Source organism: Ruegeria sp. SCP10 (genome assembly GCF_040329495.1).
Classification (GTDB): domain Bacteria; phylum Pseudomonadota; class Alphaproteobacteria; order Rhodobacterales; family Rhodobacteraceae; genus Ruegeria.
The window spans coordinates 595,639-614,433 of sequence record NZ_JBDZYF010000001.1; the positions used below are offsets into that span (position 1 = coordinate 595,639).

Consider the following 18,795-nt stretch of genomic DNA (forward strand, 5'->3'; position numbering starts at 1 on the left):
AAAGTGGTCGTCCCCAGCATAGGCGTTTTAACCGGAAACGAAAGGGCAGGAATCGCCGGATTGATCAGAGCAGATGAAAGCAAATTCCCGCGACCATCATCAGCGTCAACACCGTGGCCATTCCCAGATTTGCCCTAAGAATCAACACCCCAGCTACAAAAGTGAGCAACAGCGCGGTGAAATTCAGTGATCCGAAACCTGGAACAGGAAGCGAAAGTGGGCCCCATTGAAACTGGGATATACCATGAAACAAGACGTTCAGGGCAAACCATAGTGACAGGTTCAGAATCACGCCTACGACCGAGGCCGTGATTCCATGCAGCGCTGCGGCCAGCCGTGGCTTTGTCGCAAGCCGGTCCAGATAGGGGGCGGCTAGGAAAATCCAAAGAAAACAGGGCACAAATGTTGCCCATAGCGCCACCGCACCTGCGGCGAGTGCCAACGAAAGCCCACCGCTGATTTGCCCCGTCAGCATCGCCACAAACTGGGTAACCAGGATCAGCGGGCCAGGGGTGGTCTCTGCAAGTCCCAGCGCATCGATCATTTGACCCGTGCTGATCCAGTTGTATTGGTCCACGACGGTCTGGGTCATGTAGGCAAGTACAGCATAGGCCCCGCCAAAGGTTACAACGGCCAAGCGAGCAAAGAACCAACCCAAATCGCTCAGCAATTGCTGCCCGGAGAGCGACAGCGCGATCAGTGGGCTTAACCACAGGGTCAGCCAGATCGCTGCAGTGCGAAAGGGATTGGCAATTGCTGGGGCAGGTGCCGCTTGTTCTTGCGACGCAGCACCTTTGAATGAGGCATAGCCCCAACAAGCTGCTGCCAGAATAATCAGCGGAAACGGTATGTTGAACAGGAATATCCCCAGAAAACCCAAGCCTGCGAGAACGCGGTGCTCGGTGTCATTCAAAGCCTTGCGCGACAGGTTTCGCAGGGCTTGCAGAACGATAACGATCACGGTGGTCTTGATCCCGAGAAACCCTGCCTGAACCAGTGGCAGATCGCCAAAGGCTGCATAAAGCGTGACAAAAACCGCGATCACTAGGGCTCCTGGTAGCACAAACAGCGTTCCAGCGATCAATCCACCCATGACCCCGCGCAACCGCCATCCAGCATAGGTGGCAAGCTGCATAGCTTCGGGGCCCGGAAGCAACATGCACAGCGATAAGGCGCGCAGATAGGTTTGTTCATCCAACCAAGACCGGCGTTCGACCAGTTCCTGATGCATCAGCGAGATCTGCGCGGCTGGACCACCAAAGGACAGCAGCCCGATCCTGCCGAACACGCGTATCAGATCGCGGTGTGTTGGCGTCATGACTTCTGGTCCGTTGGCCAATCATGGGTTTCATCAAACCCGTCACGGGCCCAACGGTATAAGGCATCGTAAAGATGCATTCCCGCCTCAAGGTTTTGGTGATCGTCTCGGTATTGCCGGGACAAACCAACCGAAACCGCCAGTAAGCCAGCGGCCTCAGGTGCGAGGTCGTGGCGATTTGTATCAGCCGCCCGAACCACAGTCGAAAGCCGGTCCAGTGCATCCGATCGCAAGCATAGCTTGTCGAGTATGGTGTCGAACGTGCAGCGGTCGCCTTGATGGCTCCATTCTGTGTTTTCAACATCAAACGGCGTCGCGTTGAACTTTTCCGCGACGCTTTCCACTTCGGAGGGCGCGACGAATAAAAACCTTGCTTTCGGGTCAACAAAACGTCGGATCAGCCAGGGGCAGGCGATACGATCTATCTTTGGTCGGTGCCGCGTGACCCAGACAGTATGTCCATCTATTGAGGGCGGCAAAGATTCCGCTGGGATACGCAGATTTCCCGGCAATTCCCGCCAGGCGTATATGCCACCTTCAAGATACTCAGCTTTGCAACCCTCGCTACGCAGCCACGAAACGATACCTTGGCTGAGTTTCTTGCCCTTTTGGCAGATAATCACGCTGTGATGGTTCCCAACACGTGTTATCAGGCCGTCAATATCGGAAGCCGGATGTCGGCCCGATCCGGGGATCAGAAACGGGTCGGCCTCAAAATCTTCGTCTACGCAGATATCGATAAGCACCGGGGCTTGAGGTGTTCCGATCAGACGCAACAGTTGCTTGGGGGTAATAGAGTTCGGCGATGCCATGGCATGTTTCCTTGCAATCTCGGATACATGCGAAACTTGGGCTGGCGCCTCACGGGGCGTTCGCAATCTTACCCCATGGCCCTTGCTAACGTGCAAGCAACCAAAGGGTCAAGATTGTACGGCGGTGACTTAGGCCCAATCCAACCGTTGGCCGGTCATACAAACGGGCAGCGTATCCTGTGGAAACTGACCAAGTTGTTCGAAAAGCGAGACAAAATCAAACTGATTATAGGCTTCGACCATCTTGTCACCTTTAAAGCGCGCCATGACTTGGCCTGTCACCTCCAGCGGTGCGCCATTGTCGGCGCGGAAGGTTTTGACATGCAGGATCGCCGATACCCAGTTACCGTTTTCGATGATTTTGGGCATTTCGACAGAAATCTCACCCAGAACATGCCGAAATGCCATAACGAGATCGCGGAAGTCATCCGCGCCGACCTGCATTTCAGGGATCAACCCTTCTGCCATTGTATCCGGTGCGAAATACTGATCGATCGCGTCGGTATTTCCCTGTTCCCAAACCTCAGCATACCATGCTTTCAGGATATCAGTGTGAGTCATCCCGGCTCTCCTATCTGTTTGGGACGACCATGAGCAAAAGGGATGAAGAAACTCTAAATCTTTGCAGAAAAAGAATTAAACTCAGACATAAGGTGTTTAGGAAATGCAGGTTTCTGTTGCCAGGTACCTGCGAACCCCGCCTTACGCGGCTAGGCGCAAGGGCTTAAGTTTCGGTCTTGCTACTGCTTACGCAGCAACTGCAACCGGAGCACGATTGTCGTTTGCAATTGTACTAGTTTCGCCGATAACGGTGGCAGACAGCCGAGACAAAGCTAACCCCTTTAGACGTTCGTCGATCCTATTTCGGCCCCAAAATCCCCAAACGAAGGATGGTTGGTGGAGCCGCCGGGTACCGCCCCCGGGTCCGATCCGCTTATTACGAGCGCGTTTATGTCCATAGTCCCGAAGGACATACCCTATATAGGTGAGGTTTCTTCGGGTTGCAAATCCCGAATAAATGAACGCTGATCATTATTTAACAGTGTGTTACGCAGTTTTGTTGAAGTTCGCTGCAATCAGCCAGATCGCCAACACAAGCTCGATTCCACCAAACGTCGCGGCTTTAACAAACGGTGGGTTGTCCAGCACAAGAGACACGAACCGACCCAATGCAGCCCCGGCATAGATCACGCCCAGCATGGTATAGGCCATCGGCGTGTTCAACCAGATCACCGCGATCCCGGTAACAACAAACAACCCGCCGACCGAGGCGCGCATCTCGCTTAACCCCATTGTGCTGCCCGTTGGCACCAGATCCAACGCGTTGGCTGTGTAGGCCGGAGCCAGAAATCCAAAGAGACCAAAGCCGATCGTCAAAACAGCGGCCAGAATGTTAAGTGTTGAAACCATGATTATTCCTCAGGAAGCGCCGCATATGAGGCGTCAAAAAACGATACCTCCAACTCGACCGCGCGATTGAACAACTGTGTCACCTCTGCCTGCGCATTCGCGTCAAGTGTGGGCCAAACCTTGTCTAATTGACTGCGCAGATATTCGACAACACCTTCAAACTCTTCTCCTGCATGTAGAGTGATCCACTCCGCATACCAGAAAGGCAATTCCGTATTGGGGGGATTCACAGGTGTGGCCCAGCTTAGATAAACCCATTCAGCCACGACAAGCACCGCAAGCATGTTTTCATATTGGCCTGAAGCCGCCGCACGCGCCATCAGCTCCTGAAAAGCTCGCGTGGCAGGGGCAGGTTTGTCGGATGGCTCAGTTCCAAGTGCCTCCATCGCGCGCAGGAAATATGTATTCTCTGGACCGGTAATAACCGCCAGAAACTGCGCGGCCGGTACACTGTCAGCCAGGCTCGGTGCATGTGCGATTGCACTTGCCAGAAGGCGAACAAAGCCGTCGACGAATTGATAGTCTTGCTGCAAATACCAACGCATCTTATGGGCGGGCAATGTGCCTTGGGCCAGTTCGCGGGTAAATGCATGATCGGTTGCCGCCTCCCATAGTTCCAGCTGACCCTGACGCAATGACTCTGTCGGGCGAATAGGGTTTTGCATGTAGGAAGCTCCTTGTATCAAACGGCGCAGTGAAAGCCGGTTTTCAACAGGATTACAAGGCGGGTAACCAATGATCTATGCTTAGGAAAGCCGATTTGAACAAAGCTTAGTTTAGGCTGGCTTGCGCTTGCGTTCGGCCACATCCTGAGCCAGTTGCCGTGTATAGGTTTCCAACTCAACCAATGCGAAATCGACGGTTTCGGCGTCCTTGGCTTCCAGCGCATCTGCGATTTTTGTGTGGTAGGCGATGATCGCTTCGCGGGATCGGGCCGTAAAAGTGATCATGTTCATCAGGGGCTGCATAGCCTCAACCGCACCGGCCAGTTGATAAGACAGAACCGGATTGTCGGCCCCATCGACAAGCGCCCGGTGAAAGGCCACATCTGATGCGCAGAATGCTTCGTCTGTCAGGCCGGGCTGGGCTTGTCGAAAAATCTCGGCCCGCATCGTGGCCAATTGATCCGCTGTGCGGCGCGTAGCCGACAGGGGCGCACAGGCCCGTTCTAGCGCGTACCGAGCCTCGCACGCCGTATCGAACCGCACCGCATTCATCGACAAAAGCAAAGTCGAGGTGGTGATCTGCTGAGAATACGCATCCTCAAAGCTGAGCCGATTAACAAATGCTCCGCCCGTCGCCCCGCGTTGCGTGCGGATCAGTGATTGCGCTGCCAGTCGTTTCAATGCCTCACGCACTGTGGGGCGTGACACCTGAAACTGCTCGGCCAGTTCCGCCTCAGAAGGCAGGCGTTCATCGACGATCAATTGGCCGGAGACTATAGCGTCCCGTATGGCCTGTGCGATTTGCGCAGATAGATCAGCCGGTTTCTGAGGATCGATTTTCATAATTACTTGCCCGAAAGTCAGATTTTATTTGTCTGACATTTAAAAGTCTGACATTTGAAAAGCAAGGACTGAGTCGGGAGGAGCGCATGAGTCGCGCGGTTCTACGCACTGGAATGTGGCTGGGCTTTTACGCAGCCATTCTGTGGGCGTGGTGGATGATGTTCTCGATGAGTCGCGAGATGGATCTGGATTGGATCGGTCGGCCCGGCCCAATGGGACAGGCCATGGCGGCGATGGACCCGCGGATGGACATGTATATGCCCATGGCCGAGTTCGGGCCGTTGTTCTGGATGTGGGCCATCATGATGGCAGCGATGATGCTGCCGACGCTGGTGCCAACCCTGCGCAGTTACGATGATCTGATACACAGCGCCAATGGAACGCGTGCCGGATGGCTGGGCGTTCTGACCGGATTTGGGGTCGTTTGGGTGGGATTTGCGGCTCTGATCACCGGAATTCAGCTGGTTTTGCTGTTCGGCGGGGTGGTCGATATGCTCGGGATTGCCAAATCCGGCTGGGTCGCCGGTGGGCTAATGATTGTCGTCGGCGCATTCCAGTTCTCGCGCGTGAAAGAGGTGTGCCATGGGGTGTGCCACGCGCCCATGACTTACTTTCTGGGACATTGGAAAACAGGCTTTACGGGCGGTTTGCGTATGGGCTTGGGCCTGGGCACGTTCTGTGTTGGATGTTGCTGGGGCTTCATGGTGCTTGGCTTTGTGGGCGGCGTCATGAGCTTGCTTTGGATGGGGCTAGCGACGGTGTTCATGGTGTTGGAGAAGTTGCCCCAGATCGGGCATCGCGTGACGCGGCCCATGGGTTTTCTATTGATTGCAGGTGGTGTGCTGTTGCTGGCGTTCCCCTTGAGCTACGGAGGATAAGCGAATGGCTAAGAACAGAAAGATTGATGCCGACAGGCTGCCGATCAGCCAGCGGATCGACAGTCGAATGCCCAATCCCAAGCGGCGCGAGATGAGCCCGACGGAGTGGAGCATTAAAGGCGAGCTGATCCTAAACTGTTCCTGTGATGTGTTTTGTCCTTGTGTGGTGTCATTGGGCGCACATCCCCCGACCGAGGGCCATTGCCACGCGTGGATGGGCGTGATCATCGACGAAGGCCATTACGAGGGCGAAGACCTCAGCGGTTTGAACGTGGGTCTGCTGGTCGATATTCCCGGTCGCATGGGTGAGGGGCAATGGAAGGTTGCCGCCTATGTCGATGAGCGCGCCAGCGGCAAGGCCTATAACGGGTTGCTGCAGATCTTCAGCGGTCAAGCGGGCGGCACCACCGGCCTGTTTACCATGCTGGTGAGCGAGATTATCGGGGCTGAGCGTGCTCCGGTCCAGATCGAACGCGATGGCACCAAGCGCCGGATTGTGATCGGTCGTAAAATTCAGGGCGAGATTGAAATGCTGGGCGGGAAAGACCCCGAACATCCGGTGATGGTCTCGAATTCGAAGTACTGGATGGGTCCGGACATCATCGTTGCACGCGGAGTCAAATCGAAGGTTCGGGACTATGGTCGCGTTTGGGATTTCGGGGGCAAATCCGCCGAGATTTGCCCGATCGACTGGCATGGACCAAAGTGATGATCACCGGAGCCTATGCCCGCGAAATGGCGCGGTATAATCATTGGCAAAACAACCAGTTGTCAGAGTTCCTTGAGGCGCTGACCGAAGAAGAGTTGACCCGCGAACGCGGCGCGTTTTTTGGTTCAATCCTGGGTACCGCGAACCATCTTCTCTGGGGCGATTGGATCTGGATGTCACGTTTCGACAAGGGCGATGGACCCGAGGCCAATATCCATCGTCCCGGCGGCGGGATCCATGAAAGCGTGTATCTGTGCCCTGATCTGGAAAGCTGGCTAAGCCTGCGAAACCCTATGGACACTCGTATCTCAGACTGGGCAGAGACGCTGGGCAATGATCCCATATCAGGGCCATTTACCTGGTATTCAGCGTCAAAAGAGGCCGAAGTTACATTGCCTTATGCGCAATGCATCATGCACTTTTTCAACCATCAGACGCATCACCGCGGTCAGTTACACAAGATGCTGACCGAGACCGGCTCTGGCGCGCCGGTCAGCGATCTGTGTTTCATGCCAACGGAGGGCTGAATGCCGCAAATATCATTGTCTCGCCGTCTGCGGCGCACACCATTCTCGGAAGGTGTTACGGCTGCAGGGGTCAAAGGCTATACGGTCTACAACCGTATGCTGTTGCCGACGGTGTTCGAAAGCGTCGAGGCAGACTACCATCATCTTAAGTCCCACGTTCAAGTCTGGGATGTCTCCTGCGAACGACAAGTGGAATTGCGCGGACCGGATGCGGCGCGGTTGATGCAGATGCTGACACCGCGCGATCTGCGGGGCATGCTGCCGGGGCAGTGCTATTATGTGCCTATCGTGGATGAGACCGGCGGCATGCTGAACGATCCGGTGGCGGTGAAACTGTCTGAAGATCGTTGGTGGATATCCATTGCCGACAGCGATTTGCTGTTGTGGGTCAAAGGCTTGGCCAATGGCTATCGGCTGGACGTGCTGGTGGATGAGCCCGACGTATCACCTCTGGCCATTCAGGGTCCCAAGGCAGACGAGCTGATGGCGCGGGTGTTCGGGGACCGGGTGCGTGATATTCGGTTCTTCAAATTCGATATGTTCGAATTCGAAGGACGCGATTTGGCCGTCGCCCGCTCGGGCTATTCCAAGCAGGGCGGGTTTGAGATTTATGTTGAAGGCGGCGATATCGGGATGCCTCTGTGGAACGCGCTGTTCGACGCGGGCGAAGACTTGCAGGTGCGCGCCGGCTGCCCGAACCTGATCGAACGGATTGAGGGCGGGTTGTTGTCTTATGGCAATGACATGACGGACGACAACACGCCGCATGAATGTGGGTTGGGCAAGTTCTGTAACACGCATACGGCCATTGGCTGCGTGGGCAGGGACGCTTTGTTGCGCGTTGCCAAAGAAGGTCCGGTGCAGCAGATTCGCCCGATTGCGATTGAAGGTGATGCGGTGCCTCCCTGCGTGGAACCGTGGTGTGTTTTTTCAGACGGAAAGCAGGTTGGTCAGGTGACATCCTCTGCATGGTCTCCTGATTTCACGACCAATGTTTCGATTGGGATGATGCGGCTAAGCCATTGGGACACTGGGACCAAGCTTGAGGTGGAAACGCCTGATGGGATGCGGAACGCAACAGTACAGGGTCATTTTTGGATCTGACATGGGGAAGGGGGCTCTGCCCCCGTCGCTGCGCGACTCCCCCGGGATATTTTGGGCCAGGTGAAGTGATGGACCGGTCGAGAGAAAGCGAAAGGATTATGAACATGTTCAATGCGTTGGTGATGGACAAGGATGAAGAAAGCGGACTGGCGAGCGCGACGGTTAAACAGCTTTCAACCGAGGATCTGCCGCATGGTGAGGTGACCGTTGCGGTGGAATACTCGACGGTGAACTACAAGGACGGGTTGTGCCTGTCACCCAAAGGCGGTGGTCTGGTCCGGAATTACCCTCATGTACCGGGGATCGACTATGCCGGGACGGTCGAGGCCTCGTCGGATAATCGCTACAAGCCGGGCGACAAGGTTGTTTTGACTGGTTGGCGCGTGGGTGAGGCTCATTGGGGCGGATTTTCGCAAAAAGCCAATGCGCGGGCCGATTGGCTGGTTCCCTTGCCCGATGGTTTGGATGCCCGGCAGGCGATGGCAGTGGGTACGGCGGGTTTTACCGCGATGCTGGCTGTTATGGCGCTGGAAGATCATGGGCTGCAACCGGGCCATGGGCCTGTGCTGGTAACCGGGGCCGCGGGGGGTGTCGGATCAGTGGCGACCGCGATCCTGGGACAGCTTGGCTATGAGGTTGCGGCTGTGACCGGGCGACCTGAGACCGCGGATTATCTGAAATCGTTGGGGGCAACGACGATTGTTCCGCGCGAAGAGCTCAATGAAACCACCAAGCGCCCGCTGGAAAGCGAAACCTGGGCCGGGTGTGTTGACGCCGTTGGCGGTGACATGCTGGCGCGTGTTTTGGGTCAGATGAAATATGGCTGTTCGGTTGCGGCTGTGGGTCTGGCAGGCGGTGCGGCGCTGCCAACGACGGTGATTCCCTTCCTGCTGCGAGGTGTGAACCTGCTGGGCATCGACAGCGTGATGCAGCCCTATGACAACCGCGTTCGGGCCTGGCAGCGGATCGCGACCGATCTGCCGATAGAGAAGTTGGAGGCGATGGTGCATGCAGCAACCCTGTCTGATCTGCCAACACTTGGGGCAGATATTCTCAAAGGTCAGGTCAAAGGGCGCGTTGTGGTCGACGTGAACGCCTGATGTAAGACAGCAGCGAGGGTGGGTCAGGTTATCTGCCTGCCCTTGCTGATCAAAAGCTGGCGAAAAGGACCGAGAGTCTGCTGGTCATTGCCGCAATTCCTGCCCATGATTGCTATACATCCCAAATGCGATGGCGTAAGACCCATCCAAACAGCACTTGAAGACGGGGAGTGAGCAGCATGTCTGACGACTTCGAACTGGACACCGATGATCTGAAGCGCCGCATGGATGGCGCTATGTCCAACCTCAGAACCGAATTTGCCTCTTTGCGGACCGGTCGGGCCTCGGCTTCGATGCTAGAGCCGGTGATGGTCGACGCTTATGGGTCGATGACACCGATCAACCAGGTGGGAACGGTCAACGTGCCAGAACCGCGTATGGTGACGGTGAATGTCTGGGACAAGGGCCTCGTGGGCAAGGTGGAAAAAGCGATCCGCGAAAGTGGTTTGGGGATCAATCCCCAGCTGAATGGCACGATCATCATGCTGCCGATCCCGGAATTGAACGAAGAACGCCGCCGCGAGCTGGGCAAAGTTGCCGGGCAATATGCCGAAAGCGCGCGGGTTTCGATCCGAAATGTACGCCGCGATGGGATGGACCAAATCAAAAAGGCCAAATCAGACGGTATGTCCGAGGATGACCAGAAGTTCTGGGAAAACGAAGTGCAGGATCTGACGGACGAGATGATCAAGGCCGTCGATACCGCACTTGAGACGAAACAGTCCGAAATCATGCAGGTCTGAGCCGGTCTTATGCCCAAAGATCCCCAAACCGAGCCTGGGTCTGGCCCGCGCCATGTGGCGATCATCATGGATGGTAACGGTCGCTGGGCGCAGGCACGTGGGCGGCCTAGGTTGTTCGGTCATCACGCAGGTGCGCGTCGGGTACGCGAGGTGGTTGAAGCCTGTCCGGGGCTGGGGATCAAGTACCTGACCGTCTTTGCCTTTTCGACCGAGAACTGGAAACGTACTCAGGTCGAAGTGGCTGGGCTGATGAGCTTGTTTCGCCGCTATATCATCAAGGAAACCAAGACGCTGGCCGAAAATGGCATTCGTGTGCGGTTTATTGGGGATCGGGTGCGTTTGGATTCAAAGCTGACCGATCTTATGGATTCTTTGGAAGAAGAGACCAAGAACAACGATCTGGTGCATCTGACCGTCGCCCTGAACTACGGCGGTCGGGATGAGGTGGCCCGCGCGACCAAACGGCTGGCACGTGATGTGGCCGACGGGCGCTTGCATCCCGATGACGTGGACGAAGAAACGCTGCCCAGATATCTGGATACACGGGTTCTGCCGGATCCTGATCTGGTGATCCGCACCAGTGGTGAGGCGCGAATCTCGAACTTCTTGCTGTGGCAATCGGCCTATTCTGAGTACGAGTTCATCGACACGTTGTGGCCTGATTTCACCGCCGCCGAGCTGGAGCGCCTGTGCAACAACTTTGGATCGCGTGAGCGGCGTTTCGGGGCAGTTATCGCATGAGCGATGGCCGATGGTCTGATCTGACGACACGCGTTCTGTCTGCCATTGTGCTTGTCGCCATTGGTGCGATTGAGGTCTGGCTGGGTGGTATCTGGTTCGAAACCTTCATCGCGGTGGCCTGTGGGCTGATGGCCTGGGAACTCGTTCGGATGATCGAGCCACAACGCACAAGCATTGCAGTGCAATTGGGGATACTGACCTGCGCGGTGGTGTTTGGCGTCGCAGAGCTTTGGCGTTTTGAGTTTTCTCAGGTTTATACTCTGCCAATCGTTGCCGCGCTTGCTTTAGTTTCAGCCGGGCAGGTCAACCAATCCCGGGGGTTGTGTGCGGTTTTTATGCTGTGGATTGCCGGGGCAGGGCTGGGCTTTATTTCGATCCGCGAGACGATGGGTTTTACCGCGATGATCTGGCTGATTGCCTTGGTGGTGGCAACCGATGTTGCGGGATATTTTGTCGGCAAGGCCGTGGGTGGCCCGAAATTCTGGCCCAAGGTCAGCCCCAAAAAAACATGGGCAGGTACAGCAGGGGGCTGGGTAGCAGCTGCCTTGGTTGGCATCCTGTTCGCCGTCCAGGGCGGGTTTGGCGTGATGTTTGTGGTGATCTCGGTTCTGGCTTCGATGGCCAGTCAGGCTGGCGACATTGCTGAAAGCGCGGTCAAACGCAGGTTTGGGGTCAAGGACAGCTCGAATCTGATCCCCGGTCATGGTGGATTTCTGGACCGGTTTGATGGAATGATGGGTGCGGCGCTGTTCGTGCTTTTGGCGGGTTTGATCTATTCACCCGGGGCGATGTGATGCGCAAGGTTTCGATTTTCGGTGCGACCGGTTCGATCGGCCAGAACACAATTGATCTGATCGCCCGTGCGCCGGATCACTATGACGTGGTCGCCCTAACCGGGGGCGCCAATATCGCTCAGCTGGCCGCAGATGCCCGTCAGTTGCATGCTGATGTCGCTGTGACGGCTTATGAGGATCGGTTGTCCGACCTGTGCGATGCGCTGGAAGGCTCAGGTGTCGAAGCGGCCGCTGGTGCGCAGGCCCTGACCGAAGCAGCGACGCGGCCTGCAGATTGGGTCATGTCGGCCATCGTGGGCGCGGCCGGGCTGGCCCCGGGGATCGAGGCGCTAAAGCAAGGCGCGACGCTGGCGCTGGCCAACAAAGAAACGCTTGTTTGCGCCGGGGCTTTGGTGCTGGACACAGCCAAAACGCATGGCGCGCGTCTGCTGCCAGTGGACAGTGAGCATTCAGCGGTTTTTCAGGCGCTTGTGGGCGAGGATATGAGCGCGGTTGAGCGGATCATCATCACGGCCAGTGGCGGGGCCTTTCGGGACTGGCCCGTCTCGGATCTGGCCAAGGCAACGGTCGAGCAGGCCTCAAGCCACCCGAACTGGGATATGGGGCAGCGGATCACCATCGACAGCGCCTCAATGTTCAACAAGGCGCTTGAGGTGATCGAGACCAAGGAATTCTTTGGATTAGACCCGCAGCGGATCGAAGTTCTGGTGCATCCCGAATCCATCGTGCATGCGCTGGTTGGGTTTCGGGATGGCGCGGTGATGGCCCATATGGGCGCGCCCGATATGCGCCATGCCATTGGTTATGCGCTGCATTGGCCGCACAGACAGCGGCTACCGGTCGAACGGCTCGACTTAGCAGCGATTGGCCAGCTGAACTTTCAGAAACCTGATCTGGCCCGTTACCCCGCGCTTAGACTGGCGTGGGATGTCATGGAACGCGGAGGATTGTCGGGCGCGGTTTTCAACGCCGCTAAAGAGCGGGCGCTGGATCATTTCATCGCGCGTCGGATCGGATTTTTGGACATGGCGGATTGTGTTGCCATGGTTCTGGACAGATTTGATGCGGAACTATGTCTTATTGATGCCCCTTTGACACTTGATAACGTACAGCAAACGGACCATCTGGCACGGCAATGGGCAGATGACGCCGTGCACAAAAGAGCAGGATAGAATATTGGACGTACTTTCCCTGATCCCACAATTCGGCAATTTGCTTTGGACGATTGTGGCCTTTGTGATCGCTTTGTCCGCCATCGTGGCTGTGCATGAATACGGGCATTACATCGTTGGTCGCTGGTCCGGCATTCATGCAGATGTGTTTTCCATTGGGTTCGGCCCGGTGTTGTGGAGCCGGTTCGACAAGCGTGGCACAAAATGGCAGATCGCGCTGCTGCCGTTTGGGGGCTATGTCAAATTCAAGGGCGATTCCAACGCGGCCTCGGGTAAGGACGAAGAGGCGATGGACGAAATCGCCGAACAAAGCCCGGAAGAGTTGCGCAGTACCATGCATGGCGCGCCGCTTTGGGCCCGTGCTGCAACCGTGGCAGCGGGTCCGGCATTCAACTTTGCCATGTCGATCATCGTCTTCGGGATGATCTTTTGGTCGCAAGGCGTCTCGCGCGAACCTCTGACAGTGGGTGAATTGCAACCTTTGCCGGGAACCGTTCAAGGCCTTCAGGTTGGCGATGAGATCGTCGCCATTGCCGGTATCACAACGCCGGATTTCGATGAGGAGAGCAACTGGAGCGAATTCACCGGATCGCTGCCTGTTGAACCTGTTCTGGACTATACCGTAATCCGCGATGGTGAGACGCTGGATGTCGAAGCGCCTTGGTTGTTCCCGCCGCTGATCCGTCAGGTTGCACCGCGCAGTGCCGCGATGGATATCCAGTTGGAACAGGGGGATGTGATCACCGCCGTCAATGGCCAACCAATCTTTGCCTTCGACCAGCTTAAGGAGTTTGTCGAAAGTTCGGATGGGCGCGTATTGCTGCTGAACGTCTGGCGCGATGGGGCTGATCTGGAATTTGCTCTGGCCCCGCGACGCACAGATGAACCGCAATCCGAAGGCGGCTTTGTCACCCATTGGCGTATCGGGATCGTAGGCGGCATGATGCTGGAACCTGCGACCCAACCCGCTGGCATTTGGGATTCGCTGACCGGAGGTGTTAGGCAGACCATCCGCATTATCGACGGATCGCTGTCGGGGATGTGGCATATGATTACTGGCGCAATCAGCACCTGCAATATCTCTGGCCCGATTGGTATTGCCGAAACCTCGGGTGCCATGGCCAGTCAGGGTGCGCAGAACTTCATCTTCTTTATTGCGGTTTTGTCGACTGCTGTTGGTTTGCTGAATCTGTTCCCAATTCCGGCTTTGGATGGCGGGCATCTGGTCTTCTATGCCTATGAAGCTGTCGCCGGAAAGCCGCCTAGTGACCGAGCGCTGAGAATTTTGATGACGGTGGGGATTACCCTGATTCTCAGCCTGATGCTGTTTTCGGTAACAAACGATTTGTTCTGCTGATTGTGACGCCATGCGCACAACAAAGCCGCATTCTTGCCTCAATCTGACGTTAGTATTTTCGCCAGATTGAGGGCGAACAATGACACAAGCACTGCGCAAATCCTATCAAAGCTTCAGTTTCCTGTTCATGCTGAACTGGGATGTGTTGCTGAGTTTTGCAGTCACTGCTTTGGCCCTTGGTTTAGGCGCTTATCTGGCCGGATTCTGATTCTGCCCAGGCGTATCGGCTCAGTGTAGGTGCGATCAAATGCCAGTTGGGCATTTTGGCCTTTTGACAAGCACATCCAGACCCGTTACTCAGCATTAAAGTCTTAGAATTCTGGGTTGAGATAAAAATGACCGACGGGCGAGGCGCGGGCACATCCTGCGGGGGGCGTAAGTCTTCAAACAAGATTTTGTGGCAAACGCTCACGTTTCTTTTCCTTTTTGTTGCGGCAAGTTTACTGGCAATGCCAAACGTTGCGACCGCGCAAAGTTTCACGATCAATTCGTTTGACGTAGATGGAAACCGGCGTATCGAGACCGGTACGATCATCGCGAGAACCGGGATCGAACCGGGCCAGACGGTGACAAGCGGTCAGCTGAACGACGCCTATCAGCGTTTGCTTGACAGTGGTGTTTTTGAAACAGTCGAATTGACACCTCGCGGCACGACACTGGTGATCGAGGTTCAGGAATACCCCACAATCAACCAGATCAGCATCGAGGGGAATCGGCGTGTCAAAGACGACATCTTGCTCGAGGTGATTTCATCGCAGCCCCGTCGTGTCTTCACGCCTCAGGCCGCCGAGGCCGACTCCGATCTGATCGCTGAAGTCTATTCGGCACAAGGTCGTGTGGCTGCGACCGTGATCCCCCGTATCATTCGCCGTAGCGACAACCGGGTTGATCTGGTTTTTGAAATCTCTGAAGGCACCACGATTGAAGTCGAACGTGTCAGCTTTGTCGGCAACCGCGCCTATTCTGATCGCCGCTTGCGTCGCGTGTTAGAGACGAAACAGGCCACCATCCTGCGCACCTTCTTTCGCAGCGATACATTCATCGGTGACCGGATCGAGTTCGACAAGCAGGTCATTCGTGATTTCTACCTATCGCGCGGCTATATCGACTTCCGTGTAAACAGCGCGAATGTAGAGTTCACCCGCGAACGCGATGCGTTTTTCCTGGTGATGAATGTAACCGAGGGACAGCAATTCTCATTCGGCAAGATCACAACGGTCAGTGAAATCCCTGGCGTGGACCCAGCACCCTATCAGGACGCGCTAAAGATCAAGCCCGGCGTGACGTATTCACCTACGCTGATCGAAAATTCGATCGCTCGGCAGGAACGGTTAGGCGTGAAACAGGGCGTTGACTTTCTGCGGGTCGAGCCGCGTGTCACCCGGAATGACCGCGATCTGACGCTGGATATCGAATTCGTACTCAGCAAGGGCCCGCGCGTCTTTGTGGAACGGATTGACATTGAAGGGAACACAACAACGCTGGATCAGGTGATCCGTCGTCAGTTTGACACTGTAGAAGGCGATCCGTTCAATCCGCGTGCAATCCGTCAAGCGTCAGAGCGCATCAACGCTTTGGGTTTCTTTGCCACAGCGAGTGTTGAGCCGCGCGAAGGGTCAAGCCCAAGCCAGGTTATTCTGGACGTGGATGTTGAAGAACAGCCCACGGGTTCGCTTTCGCTGGGCGGTAGCTACTCGGTATCGGACGGTATCGGACTTGCTGTTGCATTGAACGAATCCAACTTCCTTGGCCGTGGTCAGAATCTTGGTTTTTCAATCTCGACTGCGCAGGAATCCGAACAGTACACCATCAATTTTACAGAACCTTACCTGTTGGGTCGCAGACTGCGCTTTGATCTTGGGCTTGGTCTCTCGGGGACCAACTCCGGGTTTGCAAGCTACGACACCCAGCGCGTGTTCTTTAATCCCCAGTTGACCTACTCAATCGGAGAGCTGTCCGCATTGCGCCTTCGCTATGGCTGGGAACGCAGCGAGATGACGCAGCAGGATGATGAGATCAACGGTGCTGTTATTTCGTCTGAAATCGATCAAGGTAAGCGCACAACAAGCTCTCTCGGTGTGTCCTATATTTATGACAGCCGTATCGGCGGATTGAACCCCAATGCTGGCGTTTTGTTCGAGGTCGGTGTGGATGCAGCGGGTCTTGGCGGAGATAATCAGTTTTTCAAAACGACCGCCCGCGGGATCGCGCAGACAAGTGTATTGAGCGAAGAGGTTATCTTACGTGCAACGCTTGAACTTGGTGCGTTGCATTGGTCCGGAGACGATTTTAGCCGTACAATCGACCGATTTCTACTAGGGCCAAGTGTGTTCCGAGGGTTTGAACCTGCCGGTCTTGGCCCGCGCGATCTGTCCAACGGTCAAGATGACGCCATTGGCGGTAACTATTACTGGGTCGCTCGCTTTGAATCCGATTTCCCATTAGGCTTGCCCGAGGAGCTGGGTCTGCGTGGAGGCGTGTTCTATGATGTTGGAAACCTTTACAATATTGACAATGTGAACACAGCTGGTGCGAACATCGTCGGCGCAGATGGCTCAATTCGCCACGTCGTTGGTCTTTCTGTCCTCTGGGATACGCCCTTCGGTCCGTTGCGGTTCAACTTCTCGAAAGCTCTGAAAAAAGAAGAGTTCGACAACGAAAGAAACTTCGACCTGACTGTTCAGGCAAGGTTCTAACTTTTCATGGCTGACCACGGTCTCAACCTCCTACAGGGCCCACTTCGGGCCCTGTGTGTTTTTCTGGCCTGCGTTTGGGCAATCCCAAGCTTTGCGCAACAATTGGGTGTGTCTCAAAACGTCGTAGTGACGATCTCTAGCGATCGCTTGTTTGCGGAGTCCCAATTTGGTCAGCGCGTCCTGCGCGAGATCGAGCAGGAAGGTGCGTCGCTGGGCGAGGAAAATGAACGCATCGTTGCTGAACTGAGCGCTGAAGAAAAAACGCTGACAGAAAAGCGTAGCGAACTGACACCGGAAGAGTTCCGCCCCTTGGCCGAAGCGTTCGACATCAAGGTGCAATCCCATCGCGAGGGGCAGCGCGCCAAGCTGGACGCATTGGCGCGTCTTAGCGAAGAAAGACGACAAAGATTCTATGAACTGGCGCGTCCGGTTCTGATAGATCTACTTCGCGAAAGCGGTGGTTCGATCATACTTGAGCGCTCAAATGTGTTGCTGAGCTCTGATAGCTCGGACATCACGGATGTTGCGATTGACCGGATCAATGCCGCAATCGGGGATGGAACCGGCTTGCAGGACGGGCAGGGCGAATAAACAGGTTTGCTTGCCCTCGAAAGCCTGTATTGCTAACCACGCGAGAACTGAGACTTCCAAGACGGGATTTGTGACTTATGACCTCGGAAACCAAAAGCGCCGACATTCAGCTGATCCAGCGCATATTGCCGCATCGCTATCCGTTTCTTCTGGTCGATAAGGTGGTTGATATCGCAGGCTATCAATCTGCCGTTGGCATCAAGAATGTCACCATGAACGAGCCGCATTTTCAGGGTCATTTCCCCGGCACTCCGATCATGCCCGGCGTCACCATCGTTGAGGCCATGGCGCAAACTGCCGGTGTTATGTTGGGTGTCGGCATGGATGTGATCGACACCGAGTTGCTGATCTACTTCATGAGCATCGACAAGTGCAAATTCCGCCGCAAGGTGGTGCCCGGTGACGTTCTGGAGATGCATGTGGAAACCCTGCGCGGCAAGAAAGGCGGCAAGCTGTTCAAGTTCAACGGCCGCGCCACTGTCGAGGGTGAGGTTGCCGCCGAAGCCGAGTTCTCGGCCTATGTCGATTGGGACATGGAAAAAACGGCATGAGCGGCATTCATCCCAGCGCAATCATAGAAGAGGGCGCTCAGATCGGGCAGGGCTGTTCGATCGGCCCGTTCTGCTATGTCGGGCCTCAGGTGCGGTTGGGCGACCGGGTCGAGTTGAAATCGCATGTGGTTGTCACAGGCGACACTTCGGTCGGTGAAGATACGGTCATCTTTAACTTCTCGGTCATCGGTGAGATCCCTCAAGATCTGAAATTCGGGGGTGAAAACACGCGGCTTGAAATCGGACAGCGCAACAGGATTCGGGAACATGTGACGATCAACACTGGTACCGATGGCGGCGGCGGTGTGACGCGCATTGGCGATGACTGCCTGCTGATGGCGGGTGTGCACGTGGCTCATGATGTGCAGATGGGTGATCGGGTGATCATGGTGAACCACGCGGGCGCGGCCGGTCACTGTATCATTGAGGATGATGTGATCATCGGCGGGATCTCGGGCCTGCATCAATGGGTGCGTGTTGGTCGCGGTGCCATCATCGGCGCGCTGACCATGGTACCGAACGACGTCATTCCTTACGGTTTGGTCCAGGCCCCGCGCGGGGAACTGGACGGGCTCAACCTGGTTGGCCTGAAACGGCGCGGCGTATCGCGCGAAGACATCTCGGCGCTCCGGGCCGCATTCAAGGAACTGACCGGCGGCGAAGGCACCTTTCAGGAGCGTGCCCATCGCGCGGGTGAAGGCAGCAACAGCGAATATGTCCGGCGCATTGTCGAGTTTGTGACCGGTGACACGGATCGTTCTTTCCTGACACCAAGGAAGTAAGC

General features: G+C 55.9%; 21 protein-coding genes and 1 other RNA gene. 15 read left to right on the top strand and 7 right to left on the bottom strand.

Annotated elements, in window-relative coordinates; all coding sequences use genetic code 11:
* Positions 1-64: 64 nt before the first annotated feature.
* From chrA to ABLN87_RS03045, 7 genes are all read right to left on the bottom strand, one after another.
* Complete coding sequence (gene chrA, locus ABLN87_RS03015; protein WP_353007442.1) at positions 65-1,318, bottom strand: chromate efflux transporter; 1,254 nt, start codon at positions 1,316-1,318, stop codon at positions 65-67.
* Positions 1,315-2,130: a sulfurtransferase/chromate resistance protein gene (locus ABLN87_RS03020; RefSeq protein WP_353007445.1), complete on the bottom strand. Its 816-nt coding sequence runs from the start codon at positions 2,128-2,130 to the stop codon at positions 1,315-1,317. The genes chrA and ABLN87_RS03020 overlap by 4 nt, the downstream gene beginning before the upstream one ends.
* 129 nt (positions 2,131-2,259) lie before the next feature.
* Positions 2,260-2,691 carry an ester cyclase gene (locus ABLN87_RS03025; RefSeq protein ID WP_353007448.1) on the bottom strand — a complete coding sequence of 144 codons (432 nt, stop codon included), beginning with the start codon at positions 2,689-2,691 and terminating at the stop codon, positions 2,260-2,262.
* Positions 2,692-2,793: 102 nt separating this feature from the next.
* Positions 2,794-3,141, bottom strand: a transfer-messenger RNA (tmRNA) gene (gene ssrA, locus ABLN87_RS03030).
* Between the two features lie 36 nt (positions 3,142-3,177).
* Positions 3,178-3,540: a DUF4345 family protein gene (locus ABLN87_RS03035; RefSeq protein WP_353007451.1), complete on the bottom strand. Its 363-nt coding sequence runs from the start codon at positions 3,538-3,540 to the stop codon at positions 3,178-3,180.
* A gap of 2 nt (positions 3,541-3,542) precedes the next feature.
* Positions 3,543-4,205 (bottom strand): TenA family protein, encoded by a 663-nt coding sequence (locus tag ABLN87_RS03040; protein ID WP_353007454.1) that lies wholly within the window; start codon positions 4,203-4,205, stop codon positions 3,543-3,545.
* 111 nt (positions 4,206-4,316) lie between these two features.
* On the bottom strand, positions 4,317-5,048 hold the full coding sequence (locus ABLN87_RS03045) for a FadR/GntR family transcriptional regulator (protein WP_353007456.1): 732 nt from the start codon (positions 5,046-5,048) through the stop codon (positions 4,317-4,319).
* Positions 5,049-5,134: 86 nt separating this feature from the next.
* Here ABLN87_RS03045 and ABLN87_RS03050 point away from each other — a divergent pair, with 86 nt between their 5' ends.
* From ABLN87_RS03050 to lpxA, 15 genes are all read left to right on the top strand, one after another.
* Complete coding sequence (locus tag ABLN87_RS03050; protein WP_353007458.1) at positions 5,135-5,926, top strand: DUF2182 domain-containing protein; 792 nt, start codon at positions 5,135-5,137, stop codon at positions 5,924-5,926.
* A gap of 4 nt (positions 5,927-5,930) precedes the next feature.
* Complete coding sequence (locus tag ABLN87_RS03055) at positions 5,931-6,635, top strand: DUF1326 domain-containing protein (RefSeq protein ID WP_353007460.1); 705 nt, start codon at positions 5,931-5,933, stop codon at positions 6,633-6,635.
* On the top strand, positions 6,635-7,162 hold the full coding sequence (locus tag ABLN87_RS03060) for a DinB family protein (protein ID WP_353007462.1): 528 nt from the start codon (positions 6,635-6,637) through the stop codon (positions 7,160-7,162). The genes ABLN87_RS03055 and ABLN87_RS03060 overlap by 1 nt, the downstream gene beginning before the upstream one ends.
* The gene (locus ABLN87_RS03065) at positions 7,163-8,266 is read left to right on the top strand and encodes a dimethylsulfoniopropionate demethylase (protein ID WP_353007464.1); all 1,104 of its coding nucleotides are present in this window, start codon (positions 7,163-7,165) and stop codon (positions 8,264-8,266) included.
* Between the two features lie 104 nt (positions 8,267-8,370).
* Positions 8,371-9,366, top strand: coding sequence for an acryloyl-CoA reductase (acuI, locus tag ABLN87_RS03070; RefSeq protein ID WP_353008375.1), 996 nt, complete (start codon positions 8,371-8,373; stop codon positions 9,364-9,366).
* Positions 9,367-9,545: 179 nt separating this feature from the next.
* Entirely contained in the window at positions 9,546-10,109 is a 564-nt protein-coding gene (gene frr / locus ABLN87_RS03075; protein ID WP_353007466.1) for a ribosome recycling factor, read from the top strand.
* A gap of 9 nt (positions 10,110-10,118) precedes the next feature.
* Positions 10,119-10,850: an isoprenyl transferase gene (locus ABLN87_RS03080; RefSeq protein ID WP_353007469.1), complete on the top strand. Its 732-nt coding sequence runs from the start codon at positions 10,119-10,121 to the stop codon at positions 10,848-10,850.
* A complete protein-coding gene (locus ABLN87_RS03085) occupies positions 10,847-11,644 on the top strand; it encodes a phosphatidate cytidylyltransferase (protein ID WP_353007471.1) in 798 nt (265 codons plus the stop codon). The genes ABLN87_RS03080 and ABLN87_RS03085 overlap by 4 nt, the downstream gene beginning before the upstream one ends.
* Complete coding sequence (gene dxr, locus ABLN87_RS03090; RefSeq protein ID WP_353007473.1) at positions 11,644-12,816, top strand: 1-deoxy-D-xylulose-5-phosphate reductoisomerase; 1,173 nt, start codon at positions 11,644-11,646, stop codon at positions 12,814-12,816. Before ABLN87_RS03085 ends, dxr begins: the two co-directional genes overlap by 1 nt.
* Before the next feature lie 4 nt (positions 12,817-12,820).
* Complete coding sequence (gene rseP / locus ABLN87_RS03095) at positions 12,821-14,173, top strand: RIP metalloprotease RseP (protein WP_353007475.1); 1,353 nt, start codon at positions 12,821-12,823, stop codon at positions 14,171-14,173.
* 79 nt (positions 14,174-14,252) lie between these two features.
* Positions 14,253-14,381 carry a hypothetical protein gene (locus tag ABLN87_RS03100; RefSeq protein ID WP_353007477.1) on the top strand — a complete coding sequence of 43 codons (129 nt, stop codon included), beginning with the start codon at positions 14,253-14,255 and terminating at the stop codon, positions 14,379-14,381.
* A gap of 127 nt (positions 14,382-14,508) precedes the next feature.
* A complete protein-coding gene (gene bamA / locus ABLN87_RS03105; RefSeq protein ID WP_353007479.1) occupies positions 14,509-16,869 on the top strand; it encodes an outer membrane protein assembly factor BamA in 2,361 nt (786 codons plus the stop codon).
* A 6-nt stretch (positions 16,870-16,875) separates the two neighbouring features.
* Positions 16,876-17,460 carry an OmpH family outer membrane protein gene (locus tag ABLN87_RS03110; protein WP_353007481.1) on the top strand — a complete coding sequence of 195 codons (585 nt, stop codon included), beginning with the start codon at positions 16,876-16,878 and terminating at the stop codon, positions 17,458-17,460.
* Positions 17,461-17,537: 77 nt separating this feature from the next.
* Complete coding sequence (fabZ, locus tag ABLN87_RS03115) at positions 17,538-18,011, top strand: 3-hydroxyacyl-ACP dehydratase FabZ (protein WP_353007483.1); 474 nt, start codon at positions 17,538-17,540, stop codon at positions 18,009-18,011.
* Entirely contained in the window at positions 18,008-18,793 is a 786-nt protein-coding gene (gene lpxA, locus ABLN87_RS03120; protein WP_353007485.1) for an acyl-ACP--UDP-N-acetylglucosamine O-acyltransferase, read from the top strand. Before fabZ ends, lpxA begins: the two co-directional genes overlap by 4 nt.
* The last annotated feature ends 2 nt before the right edge of the window (positions 18,794-18,795 follow it).